26 protein-coding genes and 1 pseudogene are annotated in these 26,004 nt (G+C 41.7%); 17 read left to right on the plus strand and 10 right to left on the minus strand.

Annotated elements, in window-relative coordinates; translation table 11 throughout:
- Positions 1–145: 145 nt before the first annotated feature.
- The 3 genes from GKC25_RS04855 (at position 146) to GKC25_RS04865 (ending at position 3,606) form a co-directional block, all read left to right on the plus strand.
- Positions 146–889, plus strand: coding sequence for an MBL fold metallo-hydrolase (locus tag GKC25_RS04855; RefSeq protein ID WP_187704562.1), 744 nt, complete (start codon positions 146–148; stop codon positions 887–889).
- 2 nt (positions 890–891) lie between these two features.
- Positions 892–1,881: a lipoate--protein ligase gene (locus tag GKC25_RS04860; protein WP_095284979.1), complete on the plus strand. Its 990-nt coding sequence runs from the start codon at positions 892–894 to the stop codon at positions 1,879–1,881.
- A 171-nt stretch (positions 1,882–2,052) separates the two neighbouring features.
- The gene (locus GKC25_RS04865) at positions 2,053–3,606 is read left to right on the plus strand and encodes a fatty acid--CoA ligase family protein (RefSeq protein ID WP_095284980.1); all 1,554 of its coding nucleotides are present in this window, start codon (positions 2,053–2,055) and stop codon (positions 3,604–3,606) included.
- Positions 3,607–3,724: 118 nt separating this feature from the next.
- Here the strand turns inward: GKC25_RS04865 and GKC25_RS04870 are convergent, their stop codons facing one another.
- Entirely contained in the window at positions 3,725–4,132 is a 408-nt protein-coding gene (locus GKC25_RS04870) for a hypothetical protein (RefSeq protein WP_034663541.1), read from the minus strand.
- Between the two features lie 177 nt (positions 4,133–4,309).
- On the opposite strand from GKC25_RS04870, the gene GKC25_RS04875 reads away from it, so the two are divergent.
- The gene (locus GKC25_RS04875) at positions 4,310–5,593 is read left to right on the plus strand and encodes a M48 family metallopeptidase (RefSeq protein ID WP_342689578.1); all 1,284 of its coding nucleotides are present in this window, start codon (positions 4,310–4,312) and stop codon (positions 5,591–5,593) included.
- A gap of 45 nt (positions 5,594–5,638) precedes the next feature.
- Here the strand turns inward: GKC25_RS04875 and GKC25_RS04880 are convergent, their stop codons facing one another.
- The 5 genes and pseudogenes from GKC25_RS04880 to GKC25_RS04895 form a co-directional block, all read right to left on the minus strand.
- Positions 5,639–6,784: a serine alkaline protease SapB gene (locus tag GKC25_RS04880; RefSeq protein WP_187704435.1), complete on the minus strand. Its 1,146-nt coding sequence runs from the start codon at positions 6,782–6,784 to the stop codon at positions 5,639–5,641.
- Between the two features lie 387 nt (positions 6,785–7,171).
- Positions 7,172–7,756, minus strand: coding sequence for a histidine phosphatase family protein (locus GKC25_RS04885; protein WP_187704436.1), 585 nt, complete (start codon positions 7,754–7,756; stop codon positions 7,172–7,174).
- Positions 7,757–7,817: 61 nt separating this feature from the next.
- A complete protein-coding gene (locus GKC25_RS18465; protein WP_404841025.1) occupies positions 7,818–8,429 on the minus strand; it encodes a methyl-accepting chemotaxis protein in 612 nt (203 codons plus the stop codon).
- Between the two features lie 144 nt (positions 8,430–8,573).
- A pseudogene (locus GKC25_RS18470) lies at positions 8,574–9,113 on the minus strand (protoglobin family protein); the annotation flags it as partial.
- 91 nt (positions 9,114–9,204) lie between these two features.
- Positions 9,205–10,737, minus strand: a complete 1,533-nt coding sequence (locus GKC25_RS04895; protein ID WP_034663531.1) for an FAD-dependent oxidoreductase — start codon at positions 10,735–10,737, stop codon at positions 9,205–9,207.
- Positions 10,738–10,882: 145 nt separating this feature from the next.
- Here GKC25_RS04895 and GKC25_RS04900 point away from each other — a divergent pair, with 145 nt between their 5' ends.
- Positions 10,883–11,743, plus strand: a complete 861-nt coding sequence (locus GKC25_RS04900; protein WP_095284985.1) for an SDR family oxidoreductase — start codon at positions 10,883–10,885, stop codon at positions 11,741–11,743.
- Between the two features lie 56 nt (positions 11,744–11,799).
- Here the strand turns inward: GKC25_RS04900 and GKC25_RS04905 are convergent, their stop codons facing one another.
- Positions 11,800–12,036: an IDEAL domain-containing protein gene (locus GKC25_RS04905; RefSeq protein WP_008348804.1), complete on the minus strand. Its 237-nt coding sequence runs from the start codon at positions 12,034–12,036 to the stop codon at positions 11,800–11,802.
- Between the two features lie 289 nt (positions 12,037–12,325).
- Here GKC25_RS04905 and GKC25_RS04910 point away from each other — a divergent pair, with 289 nt between their 5' ends.
- The 3 genes from GKC25_RS04910 (at position 12,326) to GKC25_RS04920 (ending at position 15,016) form a co-directional block, all read left to right on the plus strand.
- A complete protein-coding gene (locus GKC25_RS04910) occupies positions 12,326–12,904 on the plus strand; it encodes a competence protein ComK (RefSeq protein WP_095284986.1) in 579 nt (192 codons plus the stop codon).
- A gap of 168 nt (positions 12,905–13,072) precedes the next feature.
- The gene (locus GKC25_RS04915) at positions 13,073–14,179 is read left to right on the plus strand and encodes a D-TA family PLP-dependent enzyme (protein ID WP_034663522.1); all 1,107 of its coding nucleotides are present in this window, start codon (positions 13,073–13,075) and stop codon (positions 14,177–14,179) included.
- 354 nt (positions 14,180–14,533) lie between these two features.
- A complete protein-coding gene (locus GKC25_RS04920) occupies positions 14,534–15,016 on the plus strand; it encodes a hypothetical protein (protein WP_060595940.1) in 483 nt (160 codons plus the stop codon).
- A 32-nt stretch (positions 15,017–15,048) separates the two neighbouring features.
- Here the strand turns inward: GKC25_RS04920 and GKC25_RS04925 are convergent, their stop codons facing one another.
- Complete coding sequence (locus GKC25_RS04925) at positions 15,049–16,488, minus strand: PLP-dependent aminotransferase family protein (protein WP_034663517.1); 1,440 nt, start codon at positions 16,486–16,488, stop codon at positions 15,049–15,051.
- Between the two features lie 145 nt (positions 16,489–16,633).
- Here GKC25_RS04925 and GKC25_RS04930 point away from each other — a divergent pair, with 145 nt between their 5' ends.
- The 7 genes from GKC25_RS04930 (at position 16,634) to GKC25_RS04960 (ending at position 23,015) form a co-directional block, all read left to right on the plus strand.
- Positions 16,634–17,803 carry an MFS transporter gene (locus tag GKC25_RS04930; RefSeq protein WP_034663515.1) on the plus strand — a complete coding sequence of 390 codons (1,170 nt, stop codon included), beginning with the start codon at positions 16,634–16,636 and terminating at the stop codon, positions 17,801–17,803.
- A gap of 64 nt (positions 17,804–17,867) precedes the next feature.
- Positions 17,868–18,143, plus strand: a complete 276-nt coding sequence (locus GKC25_RS04935; RefSeq protein WP_034663513.1) for a barstar family protein — start codon at positions 17,868–17,870, stop codon at positions 18,141–18,143.
- A gap of 165 nt (positions 18,144–18,308) precedes the next feature.
- The gene (locus GKC25_RS04940; protein WP_066031073.1) at positions 18,309–19,259 is read left to right on the plus strand and encodes an ABC transporter permease; all 951 of its coding nucleotides are present in this window, start codon (positions 18,309–18,311) and stop codon (positions 19,257–19,259) included.
- On the plus strand, positions 19,252–20,202 hold the full coding sequence (locus GKC25_RS04945; RefSeq protein ID WP_034663507.1) for an iron chelate uptake ABC transporter family permease subunit: 951 nt from the start codon (positions 19,252–19,254) through the stop codon (positions 20,200–20,202). The genes GKC25_RS04940 and GKC25_RS04945 overlap by 8 nt, the downstream gene beginning before the upstream one ends.
- Positions 20,193–20,951, plus strand: a complete 759-nt coding sequence (locus tag GKC25_RS04950) for an ABC transporter ATP-binding protein (protein WP_106037877.1) — start codon at positions 20,193–20,195, stop codon at positions 20,949–20,951. The genes GKC25_RS04945 and GKC25_RS04950 overlap by 10 nt, the downstream gene beginning before the upstream one ends.
- Positions 20,952–20,973: 22 nt before the next feature.
- On the plus strand, positions 20,974–21,918 hold the full coding sequence (locus tag GKC25_RS04955; RefSeq protein WP_095284990.1) for a siderophore ABC transporter substrate-binding protein: 945 nt from the start codon (positions 20,974–20,976) through the stop codon (positions 21,916–21,918).
- A gap of 140 nt (positions 21,919–22,058) precedes the next feature.
- Complete coding sequence (locus tag GKC25_RS04960; protein WP_034663498.1) at positions 22,059–23,015, plus strand: LCP family protein; 957 nt, start codon at positions 22,059–22,061, stop codon at positions 23,013–23,015.
- Between the two features lie 68 nt (positions 23,016–23,083).
- Here the strand turns inward: GKC25_RS04960 and GKC25_RS04965 are convergent, their stop codons facing one another.
- Positions 23,084–23,446, minus strand: a complete 363-nt coding sequence (locus GKC25_RS04965) for a hypothetical protein (RefSeq protein ID WP_034663496.1) — start codon at positions 23,444–23,446, stop codon at positions 23,084–23,086.
- Positions 23,447–23,604: 158 nt separating this feature from the next.
- On the opposite strand from GKC25_RS04965, the gene GKC25_RS04970 reads away from it, so the two are divergent.
- Together GKC25_RS04970 and lepB are read left to right on the plus strand one after the other, a co-directional pair.
- A complete protein-coding gene (locus GKC25_RS04970) occupies positions 23,605–24,222 on the plus strand; it encodes a TVP38/TMEM64 family protein (RefSeq protein WP_034663493.1) in 618 nt (205 codons plus the stop codon).
- Entirely contained in the window at positions 24,222–24,734 is a 513-nt protein-coding gene (gene lepB / locus GKC25_RS04975; RefSeq protein WP_034663490.1) for a signal peptidase I, read from the plus strand. Before GKC25_RS04970 ends, lepB begins: the two co-directional genes overlap by 1 nt.
- Before the next feature lie 34 nt (positions 24,735–24,768).
- Here the strand turns inward: lepB and GKC25_RS04980 are convergent, their stop codons facing one another.
- A complete protein-coding gene (locus GKC25_RS04980; RefSeq protein ID WP_034663485.1) occupies positions 24,769–25,914 on the minus strand; it encodes an AbrB family transcriptional regulator in 1,146 nt (381 codons plus the stop codon).
- Between the last annotated feature and the right edge of the window lie 90 nt (positions 25,915–26,004).

Here is a 26,004-nt window from a genome sequence, read left to right on the forward strand (position 1 = left end):
CAATACGTTTTGTTGCTATTATTGTATTATAACAGATTGATAATTGTCAATCTGTTTTGTAACAATAGGCAAGAAGAATGCTTTTTTCATGAAAAATGGGTATATTGTAAGAAGGGGATTTTTAGAAAAGGAGGGAAAAATGACGATGAAATTAACTGTCATTGGATGCTACGGAGGGTTTCCGGCCGCTGGTGAAGCGACGTCAGGGTACCTTTTTGAATCAGATGGCTTTCGTCTGCTTGTAGACTGCGGGAGCGGTGTTCTTTCCAAACTGCAGCAATACATTGATATAGAAGAACTAGATGCTGTTCTCCTTTCTCATTATCACCACGATCATATTGCGGATATCGGACCTCTCCAATATGCGAAGCTAGTGGGATATCATTTAGGAAAAAGCAGCGGTCCGCTTCCGATCTATGGACATACGGGTGATCAAAAAGTATTTGGGCGACTTGCGGATGATGTACATACTAAGGCAGAGGCTTATCAGCCAGAAGAGGGTATTCAAATTGGTCCATTTCAAATTGATTTTTTGAAAACGGTTCATCCGGCAGAATGCTATGCTATGAGAATTCAGGCAGGGGATGCTGTGGTGGTGTATACAGCAGACTCAAGTTATCAGGACGCATTTATCCCATTTAGCAAGGATGCAGATCTACTGATTGCTGAAAGCAATTTTTATGCTGGACAGGACGGATCGAGTGCAGGACATATGAACAGTACAGAGGCGGGCAAGCTTGCAAAGGAAGCAAATGTTGGGGAACTCATCATCACCCATCTGCCCCATTTTGGCCGTCATAAAGACCTAGTCAATGAAGCACAGGCGTTATATACTGGCAATATACAGCTTGCCCATTCAGGGCTTAGATGGAACAAGGAAGGAAGATAGAGATGCTGTTTATCGATAACGAACAACATTATGATCCAATGATTAATTTGGCAATAGAAGAGTATTGCTTAAAATATTTAGATCCTGATGAAACGTATTTGCTGTTTTACATCAATCAGCCGTCGATTATTATTGGAAAGAACCAAAATACAATAGAAGAAATCAATACGAAGTATGTAGAAGACAACGGCATCAAAGTTGTCCGCCGCCTGTCTGGTGGTGGCGCAGTTTATCATGACAAAGGAAACTTAAACTTCAGCTTTATCACAAAAGACGATGGGGACAGCTTCCATAACTTCAAAAAGTTCACCGAGCCAGTCATCAAAGCGCTTGAAAAGCTTGGTGTCAAAGCGGAATTAAGCGGGAGAAATGACATCATGGCAGATGGGCGAAAAATTTCTGGAAATGCCCAGTTCGCTACAAGAGGACGTATTTTCAGCCATGGCACGCTGCTATTTGATTCAGAAATCGAACATGTCGTTTCGGCTTTAAATGTGAAAAAAGAAAAGATTGAATCAAAAGGCATTAAATCCATTAGAAGCAGGGTTGCCAATATTAGTGAATTGATGGATCAAAAGATGACAACAGAAGAATTTAGAAAAATTCTTCTAAGTTACATTTTCGATACGAATGGGGATGTCCCTCAATATCAGTTGACTGAGAAGGATTGGGAAAAGATTCACGAGATTTCTCGGGATCGATATCAAAAATGGGAATGGAACTACGGCCGTTCACCGAAATTTAATTTACAGCATTCTAAAAGATTCCCAGCCGGCTCCATTGATCTTCGATTAGAAGTGAAAAAAGGCATCATCCAAGACTGCAAAATCTTTGGTGATTTCTTTGGTGTAGGGGATATTGCTGATATTGAAAAAAGACTCATTGGGGAGCAATATGATCGCAAAACGATCAGCGGCGTATTAGAAGATATGGATATGCGCCACTACTTCGGCAACGTATCAAAAGAGGATTTTCTTGATTTGATTTATTAAAAGGGACAAGCACGGCTAGAGATAGCGGTGCTTTTTTGATTGAAAGAAATGAAAGCGATTCACATTTGATCTTGTGGATTTTTTCGATTGTCTATTATAATAGAAAGGAGGAATGTTTGGCTATAAAATGAATGGCTATTCATTCATTGATGACATGTAAGGGGTGGGAGAATGGATTTGATCAAAAATCTAGAGCAGACGGCGATGACGAAAGGAGAAAATATCGCATTGATCTTTGAAGGAAATAAGTGGACCTATCGAGAGCTGATGACAAGTATCGAGCGATTTGCAGATGGAATAGTCAACGAAGGGTTTCAAGCTGGGGATCATATCGCGCTTATTTTAGGAAATTCACCGCATTTTGTCATTTCTTTTTTTGGTGCCTTAAAGGCAGGACTTGTCGTAGTACCAGTCAATCCAACATACACACCTAGTGAAATTGGCTATATGCTGATTACAGGTGATGTAAAAGGGATTGTTGCCCCTGAACAGCTACTGCCAGTGTACGAGCAGGTGTACGAACAGCTTCCGTCTATTGAACGAGTGATTATTTGTGCAGAAAATGAATCTGCATGCAGATCAAGTTTTAAGGAAGTATCTGATCGTCTTGTCTTCTTTGGAAAGCTTGTGTCTGGTCATGCGAAAGAGAACGTGCATCCTTCTATTCATCAGGACGATACGGCAGTTATTCTATTTACATCTGGCACGACAGGAAAACCAAAGGGTGCGATGCTGACTCATTTCAACCTTTATTCAAATGCCAGAGACGTCGCTGAGTACCTATCCATTGATGAAAAGGACAAGGTCATTGCCGCTTTGCCGATGTTCCACGTATTTTGTTTAACGGTTTGTATGAATGCACCATTGATTCATGGCGCGACCATTTATGTCATGCCGCATTTCAGCCCATCGGAGCTTTTGCGTATGATGGAAAAAGAGAAGCCAACGTTATTTGTTGGTGTTCCGACTATGTATAACTATTTGTACCGCCAGGAAGGGCACGAGGAAGCGATGTCCTCAGTGAGGATTTGTATATCTGGCGGTGCCTCAATGCCTGTTGCCTTACTTCACGGTTTTGAGAAAAAATTTGGTGTCACGGTGCTGGAGGGCTACGGATTATCAGAGGCTTCCCCAGTAACTGCATTCAATCCTCTTGATGGAAAAAGAAAACCCGGTTCAGTTGGGACCGACATTATGAATGTGAAGAATAAGATCGTGAATGAACTGGGAGAAGAAGTCGGTCCAAATGAAGTCGGAGAGCTGACAGCAAAAGGACCAAACATTATGAAAGGCTACTATCAAATGCCAGAAGATACTGAAGCTGCACTAAGAGGCGGCTGGCTGTATACCGGTGATTTAGCGAGAAGAGATGAAGAAGGATACATTTATATTGTCGACCGGAAAAAGGATATGATTCTCGTTGGCGGGTATAATGTTTATCCAAGAGAAGTAGAAGAAGTGCTTTATCAACATGAAGCTGTAGCAGAAGCCGTCGTCATCGGTGTGCCAGATCCGAACACCGGAGAAGCTGTCGTCTGTTACATTTCCCCTAAGAAACATGCTCACATCGATCAAGAAGACATCATCACACATTGTTCACGCTTTTTAGCGAAATATAAGCAGCCCCAAACGATCCATTTCATAGATGATATTCCAAAGAACACAACAGGTAAAATTTTAAGAAGAGCACTAAAGGAAAAGTATCAAGCAGAGGAAAGTAAATAAAAAAAGGGAGTCTCTTATGAGGAGGCTCCCTCAGCATGTAGACAAACCCTCGCATTCAGGTCTGAAAAGGTTTTCTATCGCGCTGAAAAGAAGACAAAGGGCTAAAATAAAGATCATTTTAGCCCTTTTGAATCGCTTCTTTTAACTGTTTCTGAAAAGAATTAGACTGTTTTTGATTCAGTTCATAATACGTGCCATCTACTAAAAAAACGACCTGTGAACGGCTCGTCCAGAGCTGAAAGGTGGTGCCGTTTGTTCGGCCGTACATCACCTTGGCGATATAATCTGGTTCCTTTAAATTTTTCTTAAGATGATTGCTTGTTTGTTTGCCTTTGTTTAATTCTTCTATTAAATCTTCTGCTGTGTCCTTATCATCTATTTCATAAGATATGGACTCGTTTGCAGGTGAAAGCAGCAATTTTTCTGCTCGATTCTCATCAAAGATTTCGCTCGTCCGGCTGAACACATAAAAGAAGGTAATGAGTAAAAGTCCAAAGATCACAACTCCTGCAAGGATTTTCTTCATTTTAATCCTCCAACTCTCTGTTTTATATGTAGCATCTCCGATTTTCGAGTAGCATAATCATTTTTTTCGCGAAAGCTTTTTCAGATGGGGCATGCTATGATGGAGCCACATGAGACAGGTTCTAAACAAAAAAATGGTTGATTAGAATAGAGAGAGGGATGGAAAGGAGGCTGACCAGTGCGAGTACGTAAATGGGTAGCTCTTGCAACGGTAGCTTACATATTGTACGGTCTTTTTATTTATTCTTATTTGTTTCTATTTGGGGATTCATCGGTTCCTGAAAGTGTAAAAGGAACAAGTGCAGATCCGCATACCTTTATGACAAGCCATGAACTTGCCATCAGCGAGAATTTCTCGAACATACGTAATCTGCTGTATTTCATGACAATTCCATTAGATTGGTATGTTTTTTTTCTTCTGCTCATTTCAGGGTTTTCACGAAAAATAGCAGACTGGAGCCTGGCAGCAGCTCGTTTCACATTTTTAAGCAAACTTGTATATGTGTTTGTGCTGTCGCTTTTGACAATGCTGATTTCATTGCCCATTAAGTGGATTGGCTATCAGCTGTCTTTGCACTACGGAGTATCTGCTCAAAGTACGGCAAGCTGGTTTAAAGATCAAATACTGGATTTCTGGATTCAATATCCACTTCTTGCCCTATGTGCTATTGTATTCTTTTGGCTCATTCAAAAAAGAAGAAAGCGTTGGTGGCTGTATGCTTGGTGTTTGACAGTCCCCTTCACGCTATTTCTCTTCTTTATACAGCCGGTCGTCATTGATCCGTTATATAACAATTTTTATCCACTAAAGGATCAAGCTCTTGAGAACAAGATCTTAACGCTTGCAGACAAAGCACATATCCCGGCAGATCATGTATATGAGGTCAATATGTCTGAGAAAACGAATACAATGAATGCTTATGTCACAGGGATTGGTGAAAATAAGCGTATTGTGTTATGGGATACGACACTGCAAAAGCTGAAAGATCGCGAAATTTTATTTATTATGGCACATGAAATGGGACATTACGTCATGAAGCATGTCTATATAGGATTAGCAGGATATCTAGTGCTGTCACTTGCCGGATTTTTTGCGATCGACCGTCTCTATTTTTATTTTTATCAAAAGGGAGCAGTTCCATTTCGGCTGAGGGTGTCAAACGACATCGCTGCTCTTCCGCTTCTTCTCATTATCGTATCGATGCTGTCATTTGCAGCTTCACCTTTTACAAATGCAGTTTCAAGACATCAAGAACGAGCAGCTGACGAATATGCGGTAAACCTGACAAAAGACGGAGAGGCAGGGGTGACGTCTTTTCAAAAGCTTGCAAAATCAGGGCTGTCTCAGGTGAATCCACCGCTTTTAGTGAAGGTCTTCCGCTATGGACACCCAACCATGATGGAGAGAATCATGGAGATGGAAAATGCAGCGGAAAAAGAGGAAACGTCGAGGAAGCAATAAACAAATAAAATCCGGCTGGATCAGCCGGATTTTTTTCGCGCTTGTTTAGTTAGAAGCCGCTTGAGCGTTGATTAACCCTTTGCCGTAATAGAAGGAGTTACCAAGCGGTGTTGCCGTGTTTTCTAAGCGCTGGCGAACCTGTGAATTTGATAGGTTCGGATTTTTAGAAAGAATAAGCGCTGCTGCTCCTGCTACATGAGGAGACGCCATAGAAGTTCCAGTATAAGATGTGTATCCACTGCTTGGTACTGTACTTAAAATAGAAGTACCAGGTGCAGAAACATCTAATTCAGGACCTGCGCTGGAAGACGAGTTTCTGACATTGCTGCTGTTTACATTGGCAACGGCAATTGTAGAATCATATTTTGCTGGATAGCCAACTGTACTTGTAGAGCCAGTGGAACCTGAATTACCTGCGGCCGCCACAACAACGACTCCGCGGTTATTTGCTGTATCAACGGCATTTTTAAGCGCTGTTGAACCGTTTGGTCCACCTAAGCTCATATTGATGACATCCATGTTATTGGCTACAGCCCATTCAATACCGCTAATGATCCAGCTGTATTGTCCGTCGCCATTGCGGTCTAATACTTTAACAGCATATAGGGAAGCACTTGGAGCGACCCCAAGAACACCAATTGTGTTATCAAGGGCAGCAATGGTTCCGGCTACGTGAGTTCCATGTGATTGAAAGTCTTGGGTGGCATTTGGCTCTGAAGGGACGAAGCTGGCACCGCCTGCAACATTTAAGTCAGGATGTGCAGCGTGGATTCCAGTATCAAGGACAGCTACTTTGACATTAGCACCTTTATAACCTTGAGCGTGTACAGCTGGAGCTTTGATTTGAGGGATTCCATAAGGGACGGTTTGTGCATATGCTTCTGCTTTGTGGTCTTCTTCTACGTAAGCAATGCTAGGGTCATGTTCAAGTTTTTTTGCGGCTTGTTCGGACATCTTTACTTGTGCGGCATTAATAAGACGATATTGCTTTTCTAGTTTTCCGCCATTTTGAGTGACGGCTTGTTTCTTAGAGCTGTTTGTGGTGGCAGAGGCTTTAAAGCCAACAATATAGCTCTTTTCACTAGCTGACTTTGAGACCGTCTCGGCATTTGCCATGGAGCCTCCAAACCCTGCTGAAAACAGAAGAGGGACAGCCAATATAACACTTGTCATCACATTTTTCTTTTTCACGCACAATCCACATCCCTTTTTTCTTATTTCAGAATAATCATTCGTAGTCTATAAGAATGATTCGTTTGATTATTCTGTATATTCAGTTTAAGGGAAGTAGGCAAATAAGAGTAGACCCGAATTTTTGTGAAAGTCCTAGCGGAAATTGGGGAATTAAGTCACTTGGAAACGTTGGGAAAATATGTTTGTTCTGCTGTTTCAGCGGTTATCTATTAAAAAGGAAGTGTGCTTTTTTTCTTATGATCCATTTTCGGACAAATATTCGATACCCGAAAAGCCTTAAAATAGGTAGAAACGTCTAGCATCTATTTCGAATTTCGATATAAAAAAATATTATTTTATTTTGTTTTTGTCGTTTAAAAAGAACCTGTTACAATAACAGGTTCTTTAAGAAGGGGAGGATTGAGTTAAATGGCTGACCACGTTGTAATCAAGGACCTTCCATTCACCATCTTTCCATTTCACATAATTTAAGCAAGCATTGACAAGTCTCGTGTTCTCTAGACCCAGATGTTCATCCGCTAAGGTGGTAAGTAAAGCATGGATAGCAGCGCCGTGTGCCACGATCAGGACTTGTTGATTTGGATAGGCTGCTCTGACTTTCTCAATGCCTTCTACCATTCGATCTTGAATCGCCTCAAGCGGCTCCATGTTTGGATACTGTTTATCTGGAAACAGCTTTTGGCGCTCCTCAAACGACATGCCTTCAGCGTCACCATAATCACGTTCAATGAAATCATCCATGATGACAAGAGGCGCATCTACATGTTTTAAAATCAAGTGAGCCGTTTCTTTTGCCCTTGTGAGTGGACTGGAAATGACAACATCCCAATGGGCATTCTTTAAGTAAAGTCCCGTTTGTTCAGCCTGCCATTTACCAGTGTCGTTTAAAGGGATATCTGTTCGCCCTTGAATTCGTTTCGCTGCATTCCAATCTGTTTCCCCGTGTCTGACTAGGCAAATTGTTGTCAAGCAAATCCCGCCTTTTCTATCTTTTCTTCTATTATACTAAAGCAGAAGAAAAAAGACTGGATCAGCGATTTGTGAGACTTGTTAAGGATTCGACTGAGCTGGCAACTTGGGACACCGTTTGTTTGACTTCCTTCAATTCGTTAAGGAAGGTTTGAAGGTCGATTTCAATTTTTCCATTTTGGTTTTTACTTAAGTTCATGCTGCTGACGATATCATCGAAGAGCGAATTGATTTGAGTCATTTTTTCTTTACTGTCTGTCACGAGTAAATTCACGTCCCCAATGTGCTGAGACACAATGGAGATTTGTGAATTGGTATTGTTGACGAGTTCAGACACGGTTGAAACCGTTTTCTTTGTGTCCTCTGACAATTTACGAACCTCGTTTGCGACGACAGCAAAGCCTTTACCATGTTCACCAGCTCGTGCAGATTCGATTGAGGCATTTAAAGATAACAAATTCGTCTGCTCTGCAATGCCTGTGACAATCCCAAAGATTTGTTCAATCTGTTTGGCGATTTCTTCTAAACGCTTAATTTCTGTTTCAATCTTTGTCATGCTGCCATCAATTTGGTTCATTTGTGTTTGTTGAATTTCTAATTCTTTTTTACCGCCGATCGATTTTTCCTCGACCTGTGCTGAAATTTGCGTTCCAGCTTGCGACATGTCCGCCATCTCATCAGATTTTGATACAAGCTTGTCCACTGCATTTGTTGTGTTTGAGAAGAGAGAAGCAAGCGAATTTGATGTTTCTGTGATTTTTGTATGAAGCTCCTGCTGCTGCTGTTCTGCTTCATCACGAATTTTAGAATATTCATTTTGGAATGTATCCAGGACAAGCTGCTGCTCTAAATTTAAGATTTTCGTCGTCGCTTTGACTGCTGTCTGATATTCTTTGAAATCTTGGATATGCTGAGCAAATAAATCCATAATCGATAGCAGAAGATCTTGGAATGCTGCCATATACCATTTAGGCTGGAGGCCAATCCGTAAATGAACTTGCGCAATTTTAATTCGTTTTGCCACATAGGCTTCATCAACCACACCTGCAAACATTTCACTAATATGAATGCGGAGTGTTTTTTTCAAACGTTCGACAGAACTATTATCTTGAATGATATGCATCAAGGAAGATTCGACTTCTAAATTTTTATAAAATTTATCAACGATATGTGCAATATCCTCCTGAACAATTGGATTGAGCTGTTTTAGAATAAAGAGGTCATGCTGCGTCAGGTCTATCATTTTGATTTGTTTCGCGATATCCGTATTGTTTAAAAAGTTGATTCGTTTTATTCCATCATCCTGCTGTGTGAAAAAAGCAGTGTTTTTTCTTTTCGTCTCTTTTTTAAATAACAATGTTTTGGTCCCCCCATAATCATCACAAATTATCAGACTTTATATTATTTATCGGATAATATTGGATTTTTTAAAGGAAATCAGTAAAATTTTACTGTTCTTTATAAGACCTTTTTAGTGGTTTCTTTGCTGGGCCTTCTACTACCTCTCCAGTAATGGAAAAACGTGAGCCGTGACACGGGCAATCCCAAGTGCGGTCGCTATTATTCCAAGCGACTTCACAGCCTAGGTGAGTACACGTTGTATCCACAAGAAAGATATTCCCGTCCTCTGATTTAAAGGCGCCGCATTTTTTATGTTCGTAAGATACAATGCCGCCTTCGCCTGGCTTTAAATCATCAATTGTTTGATCGGTTCGTTTTAATTTACCACTGATCAGCTTGGCAGCGACATTGCTGTTTTCTTTAATAAAATCTTTGACGAAAGAGTCAGAAACAGGTCTTGATGGCGTAAAAATCGATTCGTATGGATTCGATTTTCCCTCAATTAAATCACTGATAAGAGTGGCTGCGACATGGCTTGTCGTCATGCCCCATTTTCTAAAACCGGTCGCAACGAAGATATTTTGGTGGTGTTTGGTCAGGCGGCCAATGTAAGGGATTTGATCCATTGTGACCATATCGTGTGTCGACCAGCGATACAGCACCTCTTCAATTCCAAGGGTGGCGTCTCCAAACCTTTCTAATCCTTCATAGTGAGCAGATTCATCCCCGCCTTGTCCAGTTTTATGGCCTTCTCCTCCGATGAGAACCACTTCCTCACCATGCCATTCTGCGGTTCTTAAAGAATGAGCAGGCTGGTCGATTCCTAAATACATCCCGTCTGGGAGCGGCTTCGTTGTTTTGGCTGCTACCACATAAGATTGCTCTGGGTGAATTCGCGTGAAATAAAGTCCTTTCCCATCATAAAAAGGAAAGTGCGAACAGGAAATGATATAGCGTCCTGTCAGGTGATGGCCGTCTTTTGTGACGACAGCAGGGCGGTTTCCTTCTTTCACGTCAACAGCGGTAGTCTGTTCAAAAATACGTACACCTCGCTCTAGGAGCTGGTCGATTAGTGCATTTAGATAATGAAGGGGATGAAACTGTGCCTGCTGCGTCATTGCTAGGGCAGCTTTGATGTCAGCATCAAAAGGAAGCGCTGTTTTCCATTCTCGGTCAATTCCAAGCTGTTTGTAGGCATCTAATTCCTTCTTTAACTTTTTTACACCGCTTTCTTCCTTTGTATAAAGGTAAGCATCTTTTATCTCTAGCTGACAATCGATGTCGTACTCTTTTACACGAGTTTGAATCAGCTCTTTTGCTTTCTCGTTTGCTTCTACATACAATCGAGCTTTGGGCATGCCAATTTGCTGAATCAGCTCATGGTAATACACATCGTGCTGTGAGGTAATCTTAGCTGTCGTATGTCCGGTCGTACCTTGCAGCAGTTGATCGGCATCAATGAGGATGACATCCAGCCCGCGCTCTGTCATTTCAAACGCAGTAGCGATACCGGTAATACCGCCGCCAACAATGATGACATCTGCTGTGAGATCCTCATGTACAGCAGGAAAAGAATGCTTCTGGCTTTCTGCTATCCATAACGATTTTGCCTGTTCCGATCCTTTATGTTCTTGTTTCATGTTGTCGCCTCCAGTTAGTGACTTGTTGTGTATAATTTTTCCACAATAATGAAAATCATACATTTGAAAGGAAACAAGTTCGACATACATAAAAAAATAACCAACACATAAAAATAAACAAGATAAAAGGAAGGAGTGGACAGACGTGTCAACAAAGCAGCCGAAGAAAACATTGCCGCCTCAGCATCAAAATGAACGTCCAGGTCTGGAATATAAAATGAACCCTAGACCTGTTTTTGATCGAGAGGTGCCGGATAAAAAGTTAGCAGGGAAAACAGCCATTGTGACAGGTGGAGACAGCGGAATCGGAAGAGCAGTCTCGGTCTTATTTGCGAAGGAAGGAGCCAATGTCGCCATTGTTTACTTGAGTGAACACCGCGATGCAGAGGAAACGAAGGACTATATTGAAAAGGCGGGAGGCCGCGCCATTTTAATTGCAGGTGATTTAGGAGATGAGGCGTTTTCAAACGAGGTCGTCAAAAAAACGAAGGATGCTTTCGGTTCCATCGATATTTTGGTGAACAACGCCGGGGAACAGCATCCGCAAAAAAGCATTGAACAGATTACCTCGCATCAGCTTCTTCGAACATTTCAAACGAATATTTTTGCCATGTTTTATTTAACAAAAGCGGTTCTTCCTCATTTAAAGAAAGGAAGCAGTATCATTAATACCACATCTGTTACAGCCTATAAAGGGCATGAAACCTTGATCGACTATTCATCTACAAAAGGGGCAGTCGTGACATTTACGAGATCATTATCTTTATCGCTCATTAAACAGGGGATTAGAGTGAATGGGGTAGCCCCAGGGCCTATTTGGACACCGCTCATTCCATCGACCTTTACGGAAAATGAAGTCTCAGAATTTGGCGGAGATGTTCCAATGGAACGTCCTGGTGAGCCAGTAGAGCTTGCGCCGAGCTATTTATTTTTAGCGAGCGAAGACTCCTCTTATATGAATGGACAAATCCTGCATGTAAATGGCGGAACCATTTTAAATGGATAAACAAAAAACTTGCGGTAAAGAGACGAGTTGCTGTCTCTTTGCCGCAAGTAAAATCATCATGATTGATGTAAGCAGTGTTCTGCATATTGAGCTGACAGGTCGTTGAATCGCTTTTCATCACGCTGATCCAGTGCCTTATCAATCTCTTCTCTAAGGAAGGTTAAGCGCTGTTTATAAAGCGCCTCATCTAAAACCATTTGAATATAGATGTCTAAAATAGTGACGCCGTTTTCTTCGGTTTTTTGGGTGTTGCGGGACTTCATGAGCTCAGCATACGTTTTTTTCTCTTTCATAAAGAATCCCCCCGATGCCTTTTTTATAGTATATGGATTGGCGGAGAAAAAATCAACAAGAATTTATAATTTTTAGACAATTTATTTTTGAGCGAAATCGACATCTCTTGTCCGATCGACAGGATGTGATATATCATTAAAAAAGGCTTTTCGATAGATCGAATGGACTAAAAAATACGATAAAAAGATGATTTTTAATAAATTTTGAAAAAATCCTGTCGTTTCTTATATGTTGGTGATAGATTAATAGTATCTAAAATAACCAAAAATTAACACAGGAGGAAATGAAGTGTCAGGAATTAGTGAAACACCTTTAGATTCATACGTCATTAATCAAACAACAATGGCGGTCCTTCCGGTTGAAGAAGGAAAAAGAGTATATTCAAAAGTCATAGAAAGAGAGACAAGCTTTTACGTTGAATTAAAGCCCCTGCAAATTATTGAACGGAGCTGCAGATTCTTCGGCTCAAGCTATGCGGGCAGAAAAGCGGGAACATATGAAGTAATAGGAATTTCTCACAAGCCTCCAATTGTGATTGACTCATCCAATCATCTGTATTTCTTCCCAACCTATTCATCCAACCGTCCTCAGTGCGGCTGGATCTCCCACAAATACATTCATACCTTCCAGGAATCATCCCTCGGAGACACGGTGGTCATCTTTACAAATGAGCAAACCGTCAAACTCGATGTCTCATATAAATCATTTGAGAGTCAGGTGCACAGAACAGCGTATCTCCGAACGAAATTTCAAGATCGCCTTGATGGAGGTCTTCCTAAAAAACAAGAATTTATGCTGTATCCAAAGGAACAACAGCTCAACCTTGTATACGATTTTATATTAAGGGAGCTTCGGAACAGATATTAACTAAAACCAGCGGCAGGACAGCCGCTGGACTCCTTATGAAGCGAGGGTTTAGCATATCGTCTTTCTTTCTCGAAGAAAAAAACATTGATAATTATATAAAAAATTATATAATTTAACTATAACGTATAAAATTTTATATAACGAGCAGCAGTGAAAGGGGATATGATGATGACTTATGATGAACTAGATACACCGGCGCTATTAATTGATAAACGGGTAATGATGGAGAATCTAGCTGCTATGCAGCAATATGCGGATCGTCAGCAAGTCAAACTGCGTCCTCATACGAAAACACATAAAACACCTAGTCTTGCGAAGGTGCAGGAGGAGATGGGCGCATCTGGCTTAACTGTAGCGAAAGTAGGAGAAGCGGAAGTAATGGCGGCGCATGGGCTGACAGATATCTTTATCGCCAATCAAATTGTAGGCGAGACAAAGCTCAAGCGAATTCGAAAGCTGGCAGAGTCGATACAAATTTCATTTGGAATAGATTGTGTAGAGCATGTGCATCAAATTGAACATGTCTTTCGTGGAGCAGAGAAAAAAGCGGAGGTTCTAATTGAGATAGAAGTTGGAGAAGAAAGATCTGGTGTCATTGAAGAGAGTGATTTCCGTCAAATCTTGCAGGCGATTCAAACATGTGACTTCGTTCATTTAAAGGGGATTTTTTCTCATGATGGACATACATATAAGGCGGAAAGTAAAGCGCATTGTCAGACATTATACGAAGACGCTGTGAATCGCACGCTTCAGTTTGCACAGATTGCGAAAGAAGCAGGCATGCTGCTAGAGGTGGTGAGCATTGGATCAACACCGCCGTTCTTATTTCAATTTGATATTCCAAAGGGAGTCACCGAAATCAGACCAGGCACTTACATCTTCATGGATGCCTCTCAATCCAATGTGATCGGCACTTTTTCACATTGTGCGGCAGCTGTGCTGACGACGGTGATCAGTAAGCCAACAAAGGCTCGTGTCATTACAGATGTTGGAGCCAAAGGGCTCACGGCTCAAACCCGTACAAAAGGGCTGACGAAAACAAAAGGACTAGGCAAAGTAAAAGACTATGATGATGTATTTGTTTCAAGTGTATTTGATGAGCATGCCATCATCTATCACGAAGGCTTCCGTCAGACTGTCCAGATCGGTGAGAAGGTGCAAATCATTCCAAATCATATTTGTCCCGCTGTCAATCTCCATGAAAAAGCATATCTCATTCAAGATGGTGAAGTAGTCGAAGAGCTTGAGATTGCTTGTAAAGGTAAACTTCAATAAATCAACAGGATGTATAATTTAAGACTTGGAAAATACAAGGCGACTTCGTTTGGCATCATCATGATGACACGAACGAAGTATTTCTTTTCATTAGAAAATATCCACCATGAACTTATTGAAACCAAATCCATATATCCAGTCGTCTATTAAGTGTATCGGTAGACTGTCAACCAAATGACAGGAAAATGTGGATCCTTAGACGTATTTTCATCCATTTACTCATAAATCGCAGAAGTGACACGAGCCGTCTGTTACAATAAAAGAAATCATTTCTTGCAAAGTGTTCGTATGTGGTAAAGGATACTCCTATTTTGACCGATATGAACGAATGGGAATAAGAAATGGAGGCTCTGTATGAAAAAACAATCGCAATTGATGCTGCTATTCACATTGACAGTGACATTACTAGCAGCCTGTCAGCAAGCAGGTCAATCGCCTTCAAAACAAGACACAAAAGAAGCTGCGTATGAACAATGGGTTCAGCGTTATATGGATGAGTTAAATGAAGCTTATGAAAACATGACCGACCAATTTATTTCAGATGGACATGGAAAGATCCAAGTAAATAAAAAATTGAAAAAAGCGACGAAAGCCTTTGATCGTGTGATTCAAAAGGGGCTTGCTCATCAAGAAGTTCCAGCCGCTTATCAAAAGGCGGATCAACAATTAAAGACAGGTCTTCATTCATTTGAAAAAGGAATCGGTCAGGTGGAGCAGCTATTAAAGCACCCAGGTCAAGAAAAGCTGTTTATTTCCGCTACCCATCATCTGCAAGATGGATTGCAGCAGACAGCTGCATTTATTGAAGAAGTAGGCCGCATTCAGCAATCAACGTAAAAAAGCTTGGAAGGCGGACTTCCAGGCTTTTTTTACATATAAAGTATTTGCTTTAAGCGGCGGACACCCTCTTGAATCATGTTTTCGTCCGTACAGGCGAAGCCTAGCAGTAATCCCTTTCGATTGCTCTCAAAACAATAAGGACTTAATGGATAAATGCCAACGCCCGCTGCTTTGGCTGCTTCAATACTGCCTTTTTCGTCAAAGTCTGGCGCTCCTTCTAAAAAGACATGAAGACCCGTATCGGTTCCATAGATATGAAAGTGCTTGTCAAAGTGTTGTGTCAAAAGGGCATCCATCATGGCAGCCTGTCTTTTTTTATACAGCTGTCTCATTCGCCTGACATATCGCGTGAATTCTCCTTCTCTGAAAAAAGAAGCGAGCGTGATCTGTTCCATAATGGGCAGCTGTCTTTGAATGAGTGATTGCAGGGAAGCGATTTCTTTTATGACCGCTTTGGAGCCGATAATGGCAGCAAGGCGGATGCCGGGTGTCAGCACCTTGGAGAAGCTTAAGATGTAAATCACATGGTCGGGTGCTTCTGAAAATAATGAAGGAAGCGGTCCGCCATGATAACGATAATCTCCATCAAAATCATCCTCTAGTATATAAGACTGATGGCTGACAGCAAATTTCAGCAGCTGCTGCCTTCTGTTGACACTCATACATACACCGGTTGGACGCTGATGGGAGGGCGTCACCGCAATCAGCTTTGTTTGCCGTGGCACTGTATTCACCATGATTCCTTCTTCATCGACGGGTGCGGGATAAATGTTCATTTCACGATACATAAATGAAAGCCTTGCCCCAGGAAAGCCTGGATCTTCAACAGCTACTGTATCGCCTTTTTTAAGCAATACCTGTGAAATCAAATCAATGGCTTGCTGCGTGCCACCTGTTAACACCATTTGATTTTCTTCTACATCGATTCCGCGTTCTACAGATAAGTATTGGCGTATTTCTGAACGTACTTCCCATAATCCGTGCGGGGAGGAATAGCCCCAATCTTTCATATCTAATCGCTGTAATGCTTTCGTGAGCGACCGTTTCCATATATTTTGAAAATGTTCATCGATGGCTGGCTCCTGATGTCGAAAATCAATATCGAGTTTCTCATGAAATTGATTGGCCGACAGCCAGTGGTCCATTTGTTTCTCCGCCTCTTGAAAGTGTGGTCTTACAGGAAGAGGGAAAGGCGGCTCACTTTGATGGGGAGTGGAGGCTGCATAGTGGTCACTCGAAATGACCTTTGTACCGCCTCTTCTAGATGTGCTGACATATCCTCTTGCCAGCAGTTCATCATAGGCAAGCTGTATAGTTGATCTTGATACATTGAGCTCCTGTGCTAATACCCGTGTTGGTGTTAACTGATCGTCAGGATTCAGTTTTTGTGAATGAATTTGTTGAATGATTCCAGTCACGATTTGCTGCCAGAGCGGGGTTGTACTTGAGCGGTCTAAATAAATATACATCGGACACCTTCTCTCATTGTCACATATAACTTGATGATGACACGGAATTATGGAGTGGTCAATAGCATCATTTTTGGATATAGGAAGTAACCCAAAAGGTGTGTACACTGTTCTCATATGCTTATGACATAGAGGAGAGAGTCAAATGATCCCTGCTTCTAAAGAAGAAACAGCACACCTATCCATCATTCCATTTATATTCGTTTTATTTGGTCTTTTTATGATTACGACCGCAGTGAATCTGCAAGTGCCCCTTTATACGTTGTATGCCGAACAAGCAGGGTACGGAAAGGCGGCTACAGCACTTGTATTTGCTGCATATGTCTTCGGACTGATTCCAGTCTTGCTTTTTCTTGGCGGCATATCTGATCGGGCTGGACGCAAACCGGTTTTATTGGTCGCGCTAAGCTTTTCGTTATGTGCTACCCTATTGATGATCGTGCACCCTACCATACAAATGCTCTTTGCAGCCCGGCTGCTGCAAGGGGTGGGGCTTGGTCTGAGTGTTGGCACATGCACCGCTTATTTGATTGCTTTATATCCAGAAAAATCAAGCTGGATTCCAACTTTTATTGCGTTATGCAGTTCGGTTGGCTTTGGGGGCGGTGCTCTTTTTACGGCACTGCTTTCTTTTCAGCGTATGTCGCTTGCGCCTCTTAGCTATTGGATTGTGCTGGGCCTTTTAATCCTAACCATCGTGGGTGTCTTCTTTTTCGTTCCGCCTGTACAAGGAGATTCAGGTAAACCGATGATGAACATGCCAACATTTCCAAAAGGAACAATGCCGGCGAATGCAGCGATTGCCATCGCGTGGTCGGTGTGCGGCCTCGTCATTTCGGTTTTGCCAGCACAGCTTAAATTGAATGGATATGAATTATGGGTAGGGCCGGCACTCTTTTTGATTAATATGGCAGGTGTCCTGATGCAGCCTTTTGTTCGCAAGATGAATAGCACAGTAGCGCTCTTTGCCGGGTTTATCTGTCTTCCATGCGGATACGGCCTTTTGCTATTTGGAGCAAATAGCGGGTCCATCCTTCTTGTGCTTGCCGGAACGATGCTTGCGGGTACTGCCTGCTATGGATTTACTTATTTAGGTGGTCTTCAGCTTATTGTCGAACGGGGGAAAAAGGAGGCAGCTAGAGCCGTTGCAGGGTTTTACTTGTTTGCCTATTTAGGCCTGGGTATTCCGAGTGTTTTTATCGGTCTTTTTGCTGATCTGTACGGGACCCAGATGGTGTTAACCGTCTTTTTCTTGGTCGTTTTGGCTGCTTGTCTCATCCTTTTGATCTCAAGTGTCAGACAGAAACAAAAGTGAGGAGTCCCGCTTTCTCTTTTTCCTTCTGTTCGTTTAAAATAAAGGCATGAGAGGGGAAGATGACATGAAAAAAGTGCAGCTGGACGGCGCATCGTGCAGGTCGCAAGAAGAGCTTCATGACCAACTAAAAACAGTTTTACACCTTCCTGACTATTACGGGGAAAATCTTGATGCCCTATGGGACTGTTTGACAGGAGAAGTAAATCTTCCAATAGAGCTGACATGGGTAAATTTTGAAACGAGCAAAGACGCTCTTGGCGAGTATGCAGAAAGCGTAAGGCAGTTATTTCAAGAAGCAGAAGAGGAATTGAAAGGACAATTTCAAGTGAGCATTCAATAATGGTGAAAAAGCAGCCGCTGCCGCAGGCTGTTTTTTTATGAGTTTCCGTCTTTCTCAATCTGCTATTGAATATTTTACTAGATGTGATAATATATGAACTGTCGCTTAATTGATAATGATAATCATTTTTAGCGGAAAGAGCTTGATAGAAAGAGAGAAACCAGTATGAAGTTGTATCAATTAAGTTTATTATTTGTATGTTTGGCATGTGTATCACTGTTTGTCGGTGTACAGGATCTGTCCATTTTACAGATGTTTCATTTAACAGATGAACAATTACATACGTTAGTTTCAAGTCGCATCCCGCGTCTCATGAGTATTGTGCTTGCTGGCATGAGCCTTAGTTTATGCGGCTTTATTATGCAAAGCATGACGAGGAATAAATTTGTTTCACCAACCACTGCAGGAACGATGGATTGGGCGAAGCTTGGTATTTTAGCAGCAATGCTTGTTTTTACACATGCGAGCCCGCTCATGAAAATGGGAATCGCGTTTCTATTTACTTTAGCTGGGAATCTTCTTTTCTTAAAAATCCTGCGGCATATTAAGGTGAACGATACGATCTATGTACCGTTAGTCGGCTTAATGTTTGGCGGGATTGTCAGTTCAATATCTACGTTTATAGCCTATAAATATGATCTGATCCAAAACGTATCTGCATGGCTTCAAGGGGATTTTTCTCTTATTGTTCAGGGGCGTTATGAACTGCTCTATGTGAGTGTTCCACTATTGATCATCGCGTATTTATATGCTGACCGCTTTACAGTGGCGGGTATGGGTGAGAGCTTTGCCATCAACTTAGGTTTAACGTATAAACGTGTGATGGCGGTTGGTTTGGTGATCGTTTCGATGATTACATCTGTCACCATATTAACTGTCGGAATGTTGCCATTCCTAGGCTTAATCATTCCGAATATTGTATCGATCTACCGCGGCGATCACTTGAAAAAGAGCCTTCCTCATACAGCCTTACTAGGAGCCATTTTTGTTCTGATTTGTGATGTGCTCGGAAGGGTGATCATTTATCCATATGAAATTTCAGTTGGGCTCATGGTAGGCATCGTCGGAAGTGCGATCTTCCTGTACATGTTATTAAGGAGGAAACGCTATGCATAAGAAACGTACATTATGCCTGATTGCAGCCATTGCAGCCGTGCTGATCGTGATTTTCATTACCTTTCAAATGGGGTACTGGCCGTACACAGTGCCAAGTCGTTTAAAGAAAGTGCTGGCGATGACATTGACGGGAGGCGCGATTGCCTTTTCATCTGTTGTCTTCCAAACCTTGACCAACAATCGAATCTTAACGCCGAGCATACTGGGTTTAGACGCACTGTACTTGTTTTTGCAGACAGCGATTATTTATCTGTTTGGCTCGGCCAATTTTATGATCGTCAATAAAAACCTGAATTTTTTCCTTTGCGTTGGGCTGATGATTCTATTTTCTGTGCTGTTATATACGGTGATGTTCAAACGCAAAAATAAACACATTTTCTTGCTTCTGCTTGTTGGTATTGTCTTTGGGACATTGTTCAAAAGCCTTTCTTCTTTTATGGAAATGCTGATTGATCCAAATGAATACCAGGTCGTACAAGATAAATCCTTTGCAAGCTTTAATCACATGAACACAGATATCTTACTCATTGCTTCTGTTTTATTTGCGGCGCTGTGCCTTTACATTTGGACATTCCGCTCCAAATTAGATGTCATGTCACTTGGGAAGGAGCATGCGGTGAATCTGGGAATTGACTATGACAGCATCACAAAAAAGATGCTGATCGTGATAGCCGTTCTTGTGTCCATCGCAACAGCACTTGTCGGACCGATTACGTTCCTTGGCTTACTCGTCGTGAACGTGGCAAGAGAGCTATTTCGTACATACCGGCATACGTACTTGCTGCTAGGCTCTTTTTTCATCAGTGTGATTGCCCTTGTAGGCGGGGAGTTTCTTGTCGAAAAGGTATTTACTTTTCAAACGCCGCTGAGTGTCCTGATTGATTTAGTAGGCGGATTGTATTTTATTTACTTACTTTTAAAGGAGAGTCGTTCATGGTCGTGATGAAGGGAGTCAGTAAGACATATAATGGAAAAACAGTGCTTCACAAAACAACTGTCAGTGTGAAAAAAGGACAGCTGACCTCTCTCATTGGTCCAAATGGTGCGGGTAAGAGCACGCTTTTGTCCATCATGAGCCGCTTGATTCAGCCAGACACAGGTGCAGCTTATTTACAGGACAAACCATATAGCGCGTATCCTCCGCAGGAGCTAGCGAAAAAGATGAGCATTTTAAAGCAGGCCAATCACATGAGTGTGCGCCTGACCGTACGGGAGCTTGTCAGCTTTGGCCGTTTTCCTTACTCACAGGGCCATCTGACAAAAGAAGATGAGAAGATGATCGATGTGTCCCTCCAATACATGAGGCTTGCCGATATCCAGCATCAATATGTAGATGAACTGAGCGGCGGACAAAGGCAAAGAGCCTTTATTGCGATGGTGCTGGCTCAGGATACGGATTATATTTTCTTAGATGAGCCTTTAAACAACTTGGATATGAATCATTCTGTTGAGATGATGAAGCTATTTCAGCAGCTCGTCAAAGATCTTGGGAAAACAATTGTTGTGGTTCTCCATGATATTAACTTTGCATCTGTGTATTCCGATCATATCGTCGCTTTAAAAGATGGACAGGTGATCAAAGAAGGTGGAGTAGAAGAAGTGATTCAAACAGATGCACTTGAACAAATTTATGACATGCGCATACCGATTGAAGTCATTCACGGTGAGCGTATTTGCTTATATTTTTCTTAAAAAAATGAAGAGGTGATCAAGTATGAAAAAATGGATTTGGATGATGACTGTATTAACAGCGATTGTTGTACTCGCTGCCTGCGGGAACCAAGGAAAAACAGAAGGAACAAAAGAGGAAACCGTCACGGTAAAAGACATGCTGAATAAAGATGGCGTGAAGATCAAGAAAAACCCGAAAAAAGTCGTCGTGTTTGATATGGGAAGTCTTGATACGCTGGACAAACTAGGTGTGGATGTGACAGCTTTACCAAAACAAGTCGTGCCTAAATATTTATCCAAATATGAAGGTGACAAATATGAGAATGTCGGCGGTTTAAAAGAGCCGAACTTTGAAAAAATTGCAGAGTTAGATCCTGATTTGATCATTATCCAGAACCGTCAATCAGATGCATTCGATGAATTTTCTAAAATTGCTCCTACGATTTTGATGGATGTAGACACTGCCAACTATATGGAATCATTTAAAAAGAATGCCACGACGTTAGGGGAAATTTTTGATAAGGAAGACGAAGTCAAAAAAGAATTAGCAGCCATTGATCAAAAAGTAGATGCATTAAAGAAACAGGCAAAAGAGTTGAAACAGAATGGTTTAATGATCATGGCCAACGACAGTAAAATGACAGCCTTTGGTGCTAAGTCAAGATACGGACTCATCCATGATGTGTTTGGTATCACGCCGGCAGATCAAAAGCTTGAGCCATCTGACAAACACGGACAAAGCATTTCATATGAGTACATGGTCAAAACGAATCCGGATTACTTATTTGTCATTGATCGAGGCGCAGCGATCGGAGAAGAAACTTCTGCGAAACAGCTTGTTGAAAATGATTATGTGAAATCAGTCAAAGCGGTCAAAAACAACCATGTGGTGTATTTGAACTCTGACATGTGGTATTTATCTGGCGGCGGCCTTGAATCATTGACTGCCATGATTGATGAAGTAAAACAAGGAATTGACCAAAAATAATGGAAGAAAAGCTGCTCATACTGAGCGGCTTTTTTTATTGTGGATTCATAAAAATATGTTGCGTGCAGGAAACTTTCATCAAAATATGTTATAGTGGAACCTACATTGATAGACTAAGATAGAGTGAGGGTTCGGAAAGGATGAAGGAAAAAACAAGATCAAAAAGAAGGCTGAGACCTTGGGTGAAAGCCGTGCTGTTTATCATGGCTTTTGTCATGGTGATGGCAGTGTCCGTGACAGGATATGCTTACTATAAAATTTCAAAAGCGTCGGATAAGGCACAAGTGTCATTAGAAAGAGGAGACACCTCGCAAAAGCGTGTGAAAGCTTTTGATCCAGGAAAAGACAGCTTCTCGGTGCTGCTGCTTGGAATTGACAGCCGTCCAGGTGAAACGGTAGACGAAGCAAGAAGTGATGCGGTCTTACTGGCGGCGGTGAACCGAACAGAGAAAACCATCAAGCTCCTCAGTATTCCTCGTGATTCTTATGTTGATATACCGGGAAGAGGATATGATAAAATCGCCCACGCCCATGCGTTTGGGAGTGCAGATTTGTCAGTCAAAACGGTCGAAAACCTGCTGAACATTCCTGTAGATTATGTGATTTCAGGGAACTTTAAGGCGTTTCAAGACATTGTGGATGAGTTAAACGGAATTGACGTCACGATTGAAGATGAAGGTATCGCAAAACAAATGGAAAAGGATTCAAAGGGAAAAGTTCATGTGCAGACAGGCGCCCATACATTAAATGGTGAAGAAGCATTAGCCTTTGTGAGAACGAGAAAGGCAGACAGTGACCTCATGCGCGGAAAGCGCCAAATGGAAGCACTTCAAGCCATCTTTGAAAAATCTAAATCCATTTCTTCGATCCCGTCATATGATAACATCATTGATACACTTAGTGATAACGTCTCAACCAATCTGACTATGAAGCAGTTTATCGGTCTTTTCCCGTTATTGAGCTCATTGAAATCAGTGGATACCATTCAGCTAAAGGGCCATGATTATCAGCCTGGGAATGTGTATTACTTTGAGTTAGATGGCGCTGGATTAGACGAAGTGAGAACAGAGCTGAGAGAACAGCTTGAATTATCATAAACAAGAAGGAGCCTGCCGCTGTGGCAGGCTTTTTGCTTTGAATGGGTAAGCGCGACAATGAAGCAAATTCAGTTCGCTTGATGAAGAAAATACTGAGTCAGCAGTTCCTCTACCCGGTGGCGTATACGTGGATTAAAGTATTTATGCTTTTCTTCATAGCCATTCATGATAAATAGGTACGTTGTAAATCCTTCATCGTGTTCAATTTGCTGTACCTTCATTTTTTCTTTACGTAAATGCTGCTTCAGTTCATAAAGTGCTTTCTGTGCTTCCTTTAAGGCAGAGGTTACAAGCTGAATGTATGGTTCATTTAGTTTAAATGTTTGATGTTGTTTTAAGTGAGTCAAATCACGATTGAGGATGGAGATGACCATTGGAAGAAAGATGGCCTGTTCCATCATCTGAAGCTGTATTCTTGATAGTCTCGTCATGTCCAAGCCTGCTTTCTTTATATACATAGAACACTTGTTCTTATTTATTATATCGAATGAGTCAACCAATCTCAAGGGGGCAGGGGGGATTCATTTGTATATTTTTATGTTTTCCATGTAAAATGAAAAGTAGACAAACCTTGAAGGAGTCAAAGAAGTTGACATCATTTCTTTCCCTATTTACTCATGAAAATATCACATCATTTTTTGAAAGCTACAAGGCCTTTGGACCGATTGTGGCCATACTGCTACCCTTAATAGAAGCATTTCTTCCGTTTTTACCACTCGTTGCGTTTGCTGTAGCGAATGCAAATGCATTTGGCCTTTGGGAAGGCTTTTTATTGACCTGGATTGGCGCAAGTGCAGGGTCTATTCTTGTCTTTTTGCTGATCAGAAAATTTGGACAGATGAGAATGCTCAACTTTATCAGTAGGCATCCTTCCATTAAAAAATTGATGCTTTGGGTGGAGAAGCGGGGGTTTGGTCCGTTATTTATTTTACTTTGCTTTCCTTTCACGCCCTCTGCTGCCGTCAATGTTGTAGCGGGTTTATCAAGAATTAGCTTTTGGCAATTCTCATTAGCTGCTTTATCTGGCAAGTGTGTCATGCTCTTTATCATTAGTTTTATTGGCTATGATCTTTCTGCTTTAGTTAAGAATCCGTTAAGAAGTGTTTTTGCGGTTCTAGTTATCGCGTTATTATGGTATGTTGGAAAGAGAGTAGAAAATAGGTTGAACATTCGAATGAGCAAGCGTGAGGACAAAGGAGGCTCTTAATGAAAAAGAAGCCATTGCTATGGTTGATGATTATTACAGGCATCGTCTTATTGTTCCAAGTAAAGAATTTCATGTTTGTCACGTACAAAGTAGAAGGGGTTAGTATGGACCCAACTTTTACAGATGGAACAGAATTATTAATCAATAAGTTCTCGCCAAAACTCACGAAAATTAGCCGGTTTGATTATGTGTTATTTCACGGACCTAAAAATCAAATCTTGATCAAACGGGTCATTGGACTCCCAGGAGAAACGATCAAGTATGAAGATGATCAGTTATTTGTCGATGGTGAAAAAAAGAAGGAACCTTATTTAAAAGAGCAGAAAAAACATAAAATGGGGAACGTCCTGACAGGAGATTTTCAGCTGAAAGCCATCACAGGAGACGATAAAATCAAAAACAATCATTACTTTGTGGTTGGAGATAACCGAATACATAGCTTTGACAGCCGGCATTTTGGCACCATTTCAAAGGATCAAGTCGTCGGTGTCAAAAGGAATACCAGCGAATAAAAAAGGCGCTCTGCATATGCAAAGCGTCTCTTTTTTATTTTGCGGCTTTATAATCAGGCTGCCTTTTTGCCCAGACATGATGTAAGAACCGGAAAAACGGTGGCAGCATTGCAATGACGAGAATAATTCTGATGACTTGTACAGCCACAACAAAGGTAGAATCCTCGTGAAGTGTGACCGCTGTTGTTGCCATCTCTGCAATACCGCCAGGCGAAAAGGCAAGAATGGCTGTAATGACAGAAATGCCTGTGATCTCAGCAATGGCAATAGAGCTGAGGACAGTCGCAGCAATTAGCCCGGCTGAGCTGACAACAGCCACAATGAGAGTGTTTTTTAGTCCGACAAACATCTGTTTATTCATTTTTGATCCGATGGTTGCACCTAGAAATATTTGAGACGCAATGTTCGCTTGTGCCGGCCAATAAGGAATCAAATCATAACCTATGAGTGCGCCCGTACCAACTTGAAGAGCTGCGACGCCTAGCATGCTGCCGATCAGCCAAGGGGCAGGGAAATGAAGACGAACTGCCAGGCGTGACATGAGCCAGGCACCTAAAATAAGCGCAGCGGTCCAAGAGATGTTTGACAGGGTGAAAACGCCCGAAGAAAAGGCGCTCCCTTGCGTAGCTACAGCCGCATCCGCTTCGTTTTTTGTATTTAAATAAAACACTGTAAAAGGGATAGTGAGTACAACCATTAATACACGTATCGTTTGCACGAGACTCACAACAGCTGTATTTGCTCCCACCTCTTGGGCAATCCCAGGCATAGCGGATAAACCGCCGGGGGCAGTTCCGACAAAGCTTGTCAGCATATCTGTTTTGCTCAGCTTCCATAAGGCAAAGCCTGAGAGCATCGCCAGTAGAATAGAAAAGACGAGCATGAAACTCACAGGGAGCCAATTTTCAGCGAAAATGTGAAGGACCTTCATATTCATTTTCTGTCCGAGTTCGATTCCGAGAATGAATTGACCAAGGAGCAGCCATCTGCTGTGAATACGTAAGGTGCTGGTTCCTTTACGCTGAAACAGGGTGGGGCGGCGCATGGCAATAAAAGCTGCTGTGATTAATGTACCAACCATCCAGCCAATAGACATTCCTGTTAAAGACAAAAGAAATCCACCTAAACCGCTTATCGCAATCAGAATGAGATCGGTTCGAAGGCTGTTTCCTTGTTTCATCACATGTAAACCTTCTTCCTATATGTTTGTTCAGTAAGTGAAATGTTGTTATCTTCACTATAATACAAAAGTCTCTATAAATAAAATACG

This window comes from Bacillus pumilus (assembly GCF_038738535.1).
In the GTDB taxonomy this organism is placed as follows: Bacteria; Bacillota; Bacilli; order Bacillales; family Bacillaceae; genus Bacillus.

Bases quoted from the DNA above. Each gene is read 5' to 3' on its own strand.
- GKC25_RS04855 (WP_187704562.1), top strand. From the start codon at position 146: ATGAAATTAACTGTCATTGGATGCTACGGAGGGTTTCCGGCCGCTGGT.
- GKC25_RS04860 (WP_095284979.1), top strand. From the start codon at position 892: ATGCTGTTTATCGATAACGAACAACATTATGATCCAATGATTAATTTG.
- GKC25_RS04865 (WP_095284980.1), top strand. From the start codon at position 2,053: ATGGATTTGATCAAAAATCTAGAGCAGACGGCGATGACGAAAGGAGAA.
- GKC25_RS04870 (WP_034663541.1), bottom strand. From the start codon at position 4,132: ATGAAGAAAATCCTTGCAGGAGTTGTGATCTTTGGACTTTTACTCATT.
- GKC25_RS18465 (WP_404841025.1), bottom strand. From the start codon at position 8,429: ATGGCGGACATGTCGCAAGCTGGAACGCAAATTTCAGCACAGGTCGAG.
- GKC25_RS04895 (WP_034663531.1), bottom strand. From the start codon at position 10,737: ATGAAACAAGAACATAAAGGATCGGAACAGGCAAAATCGTTATGGATA.
- GKC25_RS04905 (WP_008348804.1), bottom strand. From the start codon at position 12,036: ATGAAAGAGAAAAAAACGTATGCTGAGCTCATGAAGTCCCGCAACACC.
- GKC25_RS04915 (WP_034663522.1), top strand. From the start codon at position 13,073: ATGACTTATGATGAACTAGATACACCGGCGCTATTAATTGATAAACGG.
- GKC25_RS04920 (WP_060595940.1), top strand. From the start codon at position 14,534: ATGAAAAAACAATCGCAATTGATGCTGCTATTCACATTGACAGTGACA.
- GKC25_RS04925 (WP_034663517.1), bottom strand. From the start codon at position 16,488: ATGTATATTTATTTAGACCGCTCAAGTACAACCCCGCTCTGGCAGCAA.
- GKC25_RS04930 (WP_034663515.1), top strand. From the start codon at position 16,634: ATGATCCCTGCTTCTAAAGAAGAAACAGCACACCTATCCATCATTCCA.
- GKC25_RS04935 (WP_034663513.1), top strand. From the start codon at position 17,868: ATGAAAAAAGTGCAGCTGGACGGCGCATCGTGCAGGTCGCAAGAAGAG.
- GKC25_RS04940 (WP_066031073.1), top strand. From the start codon at position 18,309: ATGAAGTTGTATCAATTAAGTTTATTATTTGTATGTTTGGCATGTGTA.
- GKC25_RS04945 (WP_034663507.1), top strand. From the start codon at position 19,252: ATGCATAAGAAACGTACATTATGCCTGATTGCAGCCATTGCAGCCGTG.
- GKC25_RS04950 (WP_106037877.1), top strand. From the start codon at position 20,193: ATGGTCGTGATGAAGGGAGTCAGTAAGACATATAATGGAAAAACAGTG.
- GKC25_RS04955 (WP_095284990.1), top strand. From the start codon at position 20,974: ATGAAAAAATGGATTTGGATGATGACTGTATTAACAGCGATTGTTGTA.
- GKC25_RS04960 (WP_034663498.1), top strand. From the start codon at position 22,059: ATGAAGGAAAAAACAAGATCAAAAAGAAGGCTGAGACCTTGGGTGAAA.
- GKC25_RS04965 (WP_034663496.1), bottom strand. From the start codon at position 23,446: ATGACGAGACTATCAAGAATACAGCTTCAGATGATGGAACAGGCCATC.
- lepB (WP_034663490.1), top strand. From the start codon at position 24,222: ATGAAAAAGAAGCCATTGCTATGGTTGATGATTATTACAGGCATCGTC.
- GKC25_RS04980 (WP_034663485.1), bottom strand. From the start codon at position 25,914: ATGAAACAAGGAAACAGCCTTCGAACCGATCTCATTCTGATTGCGATA.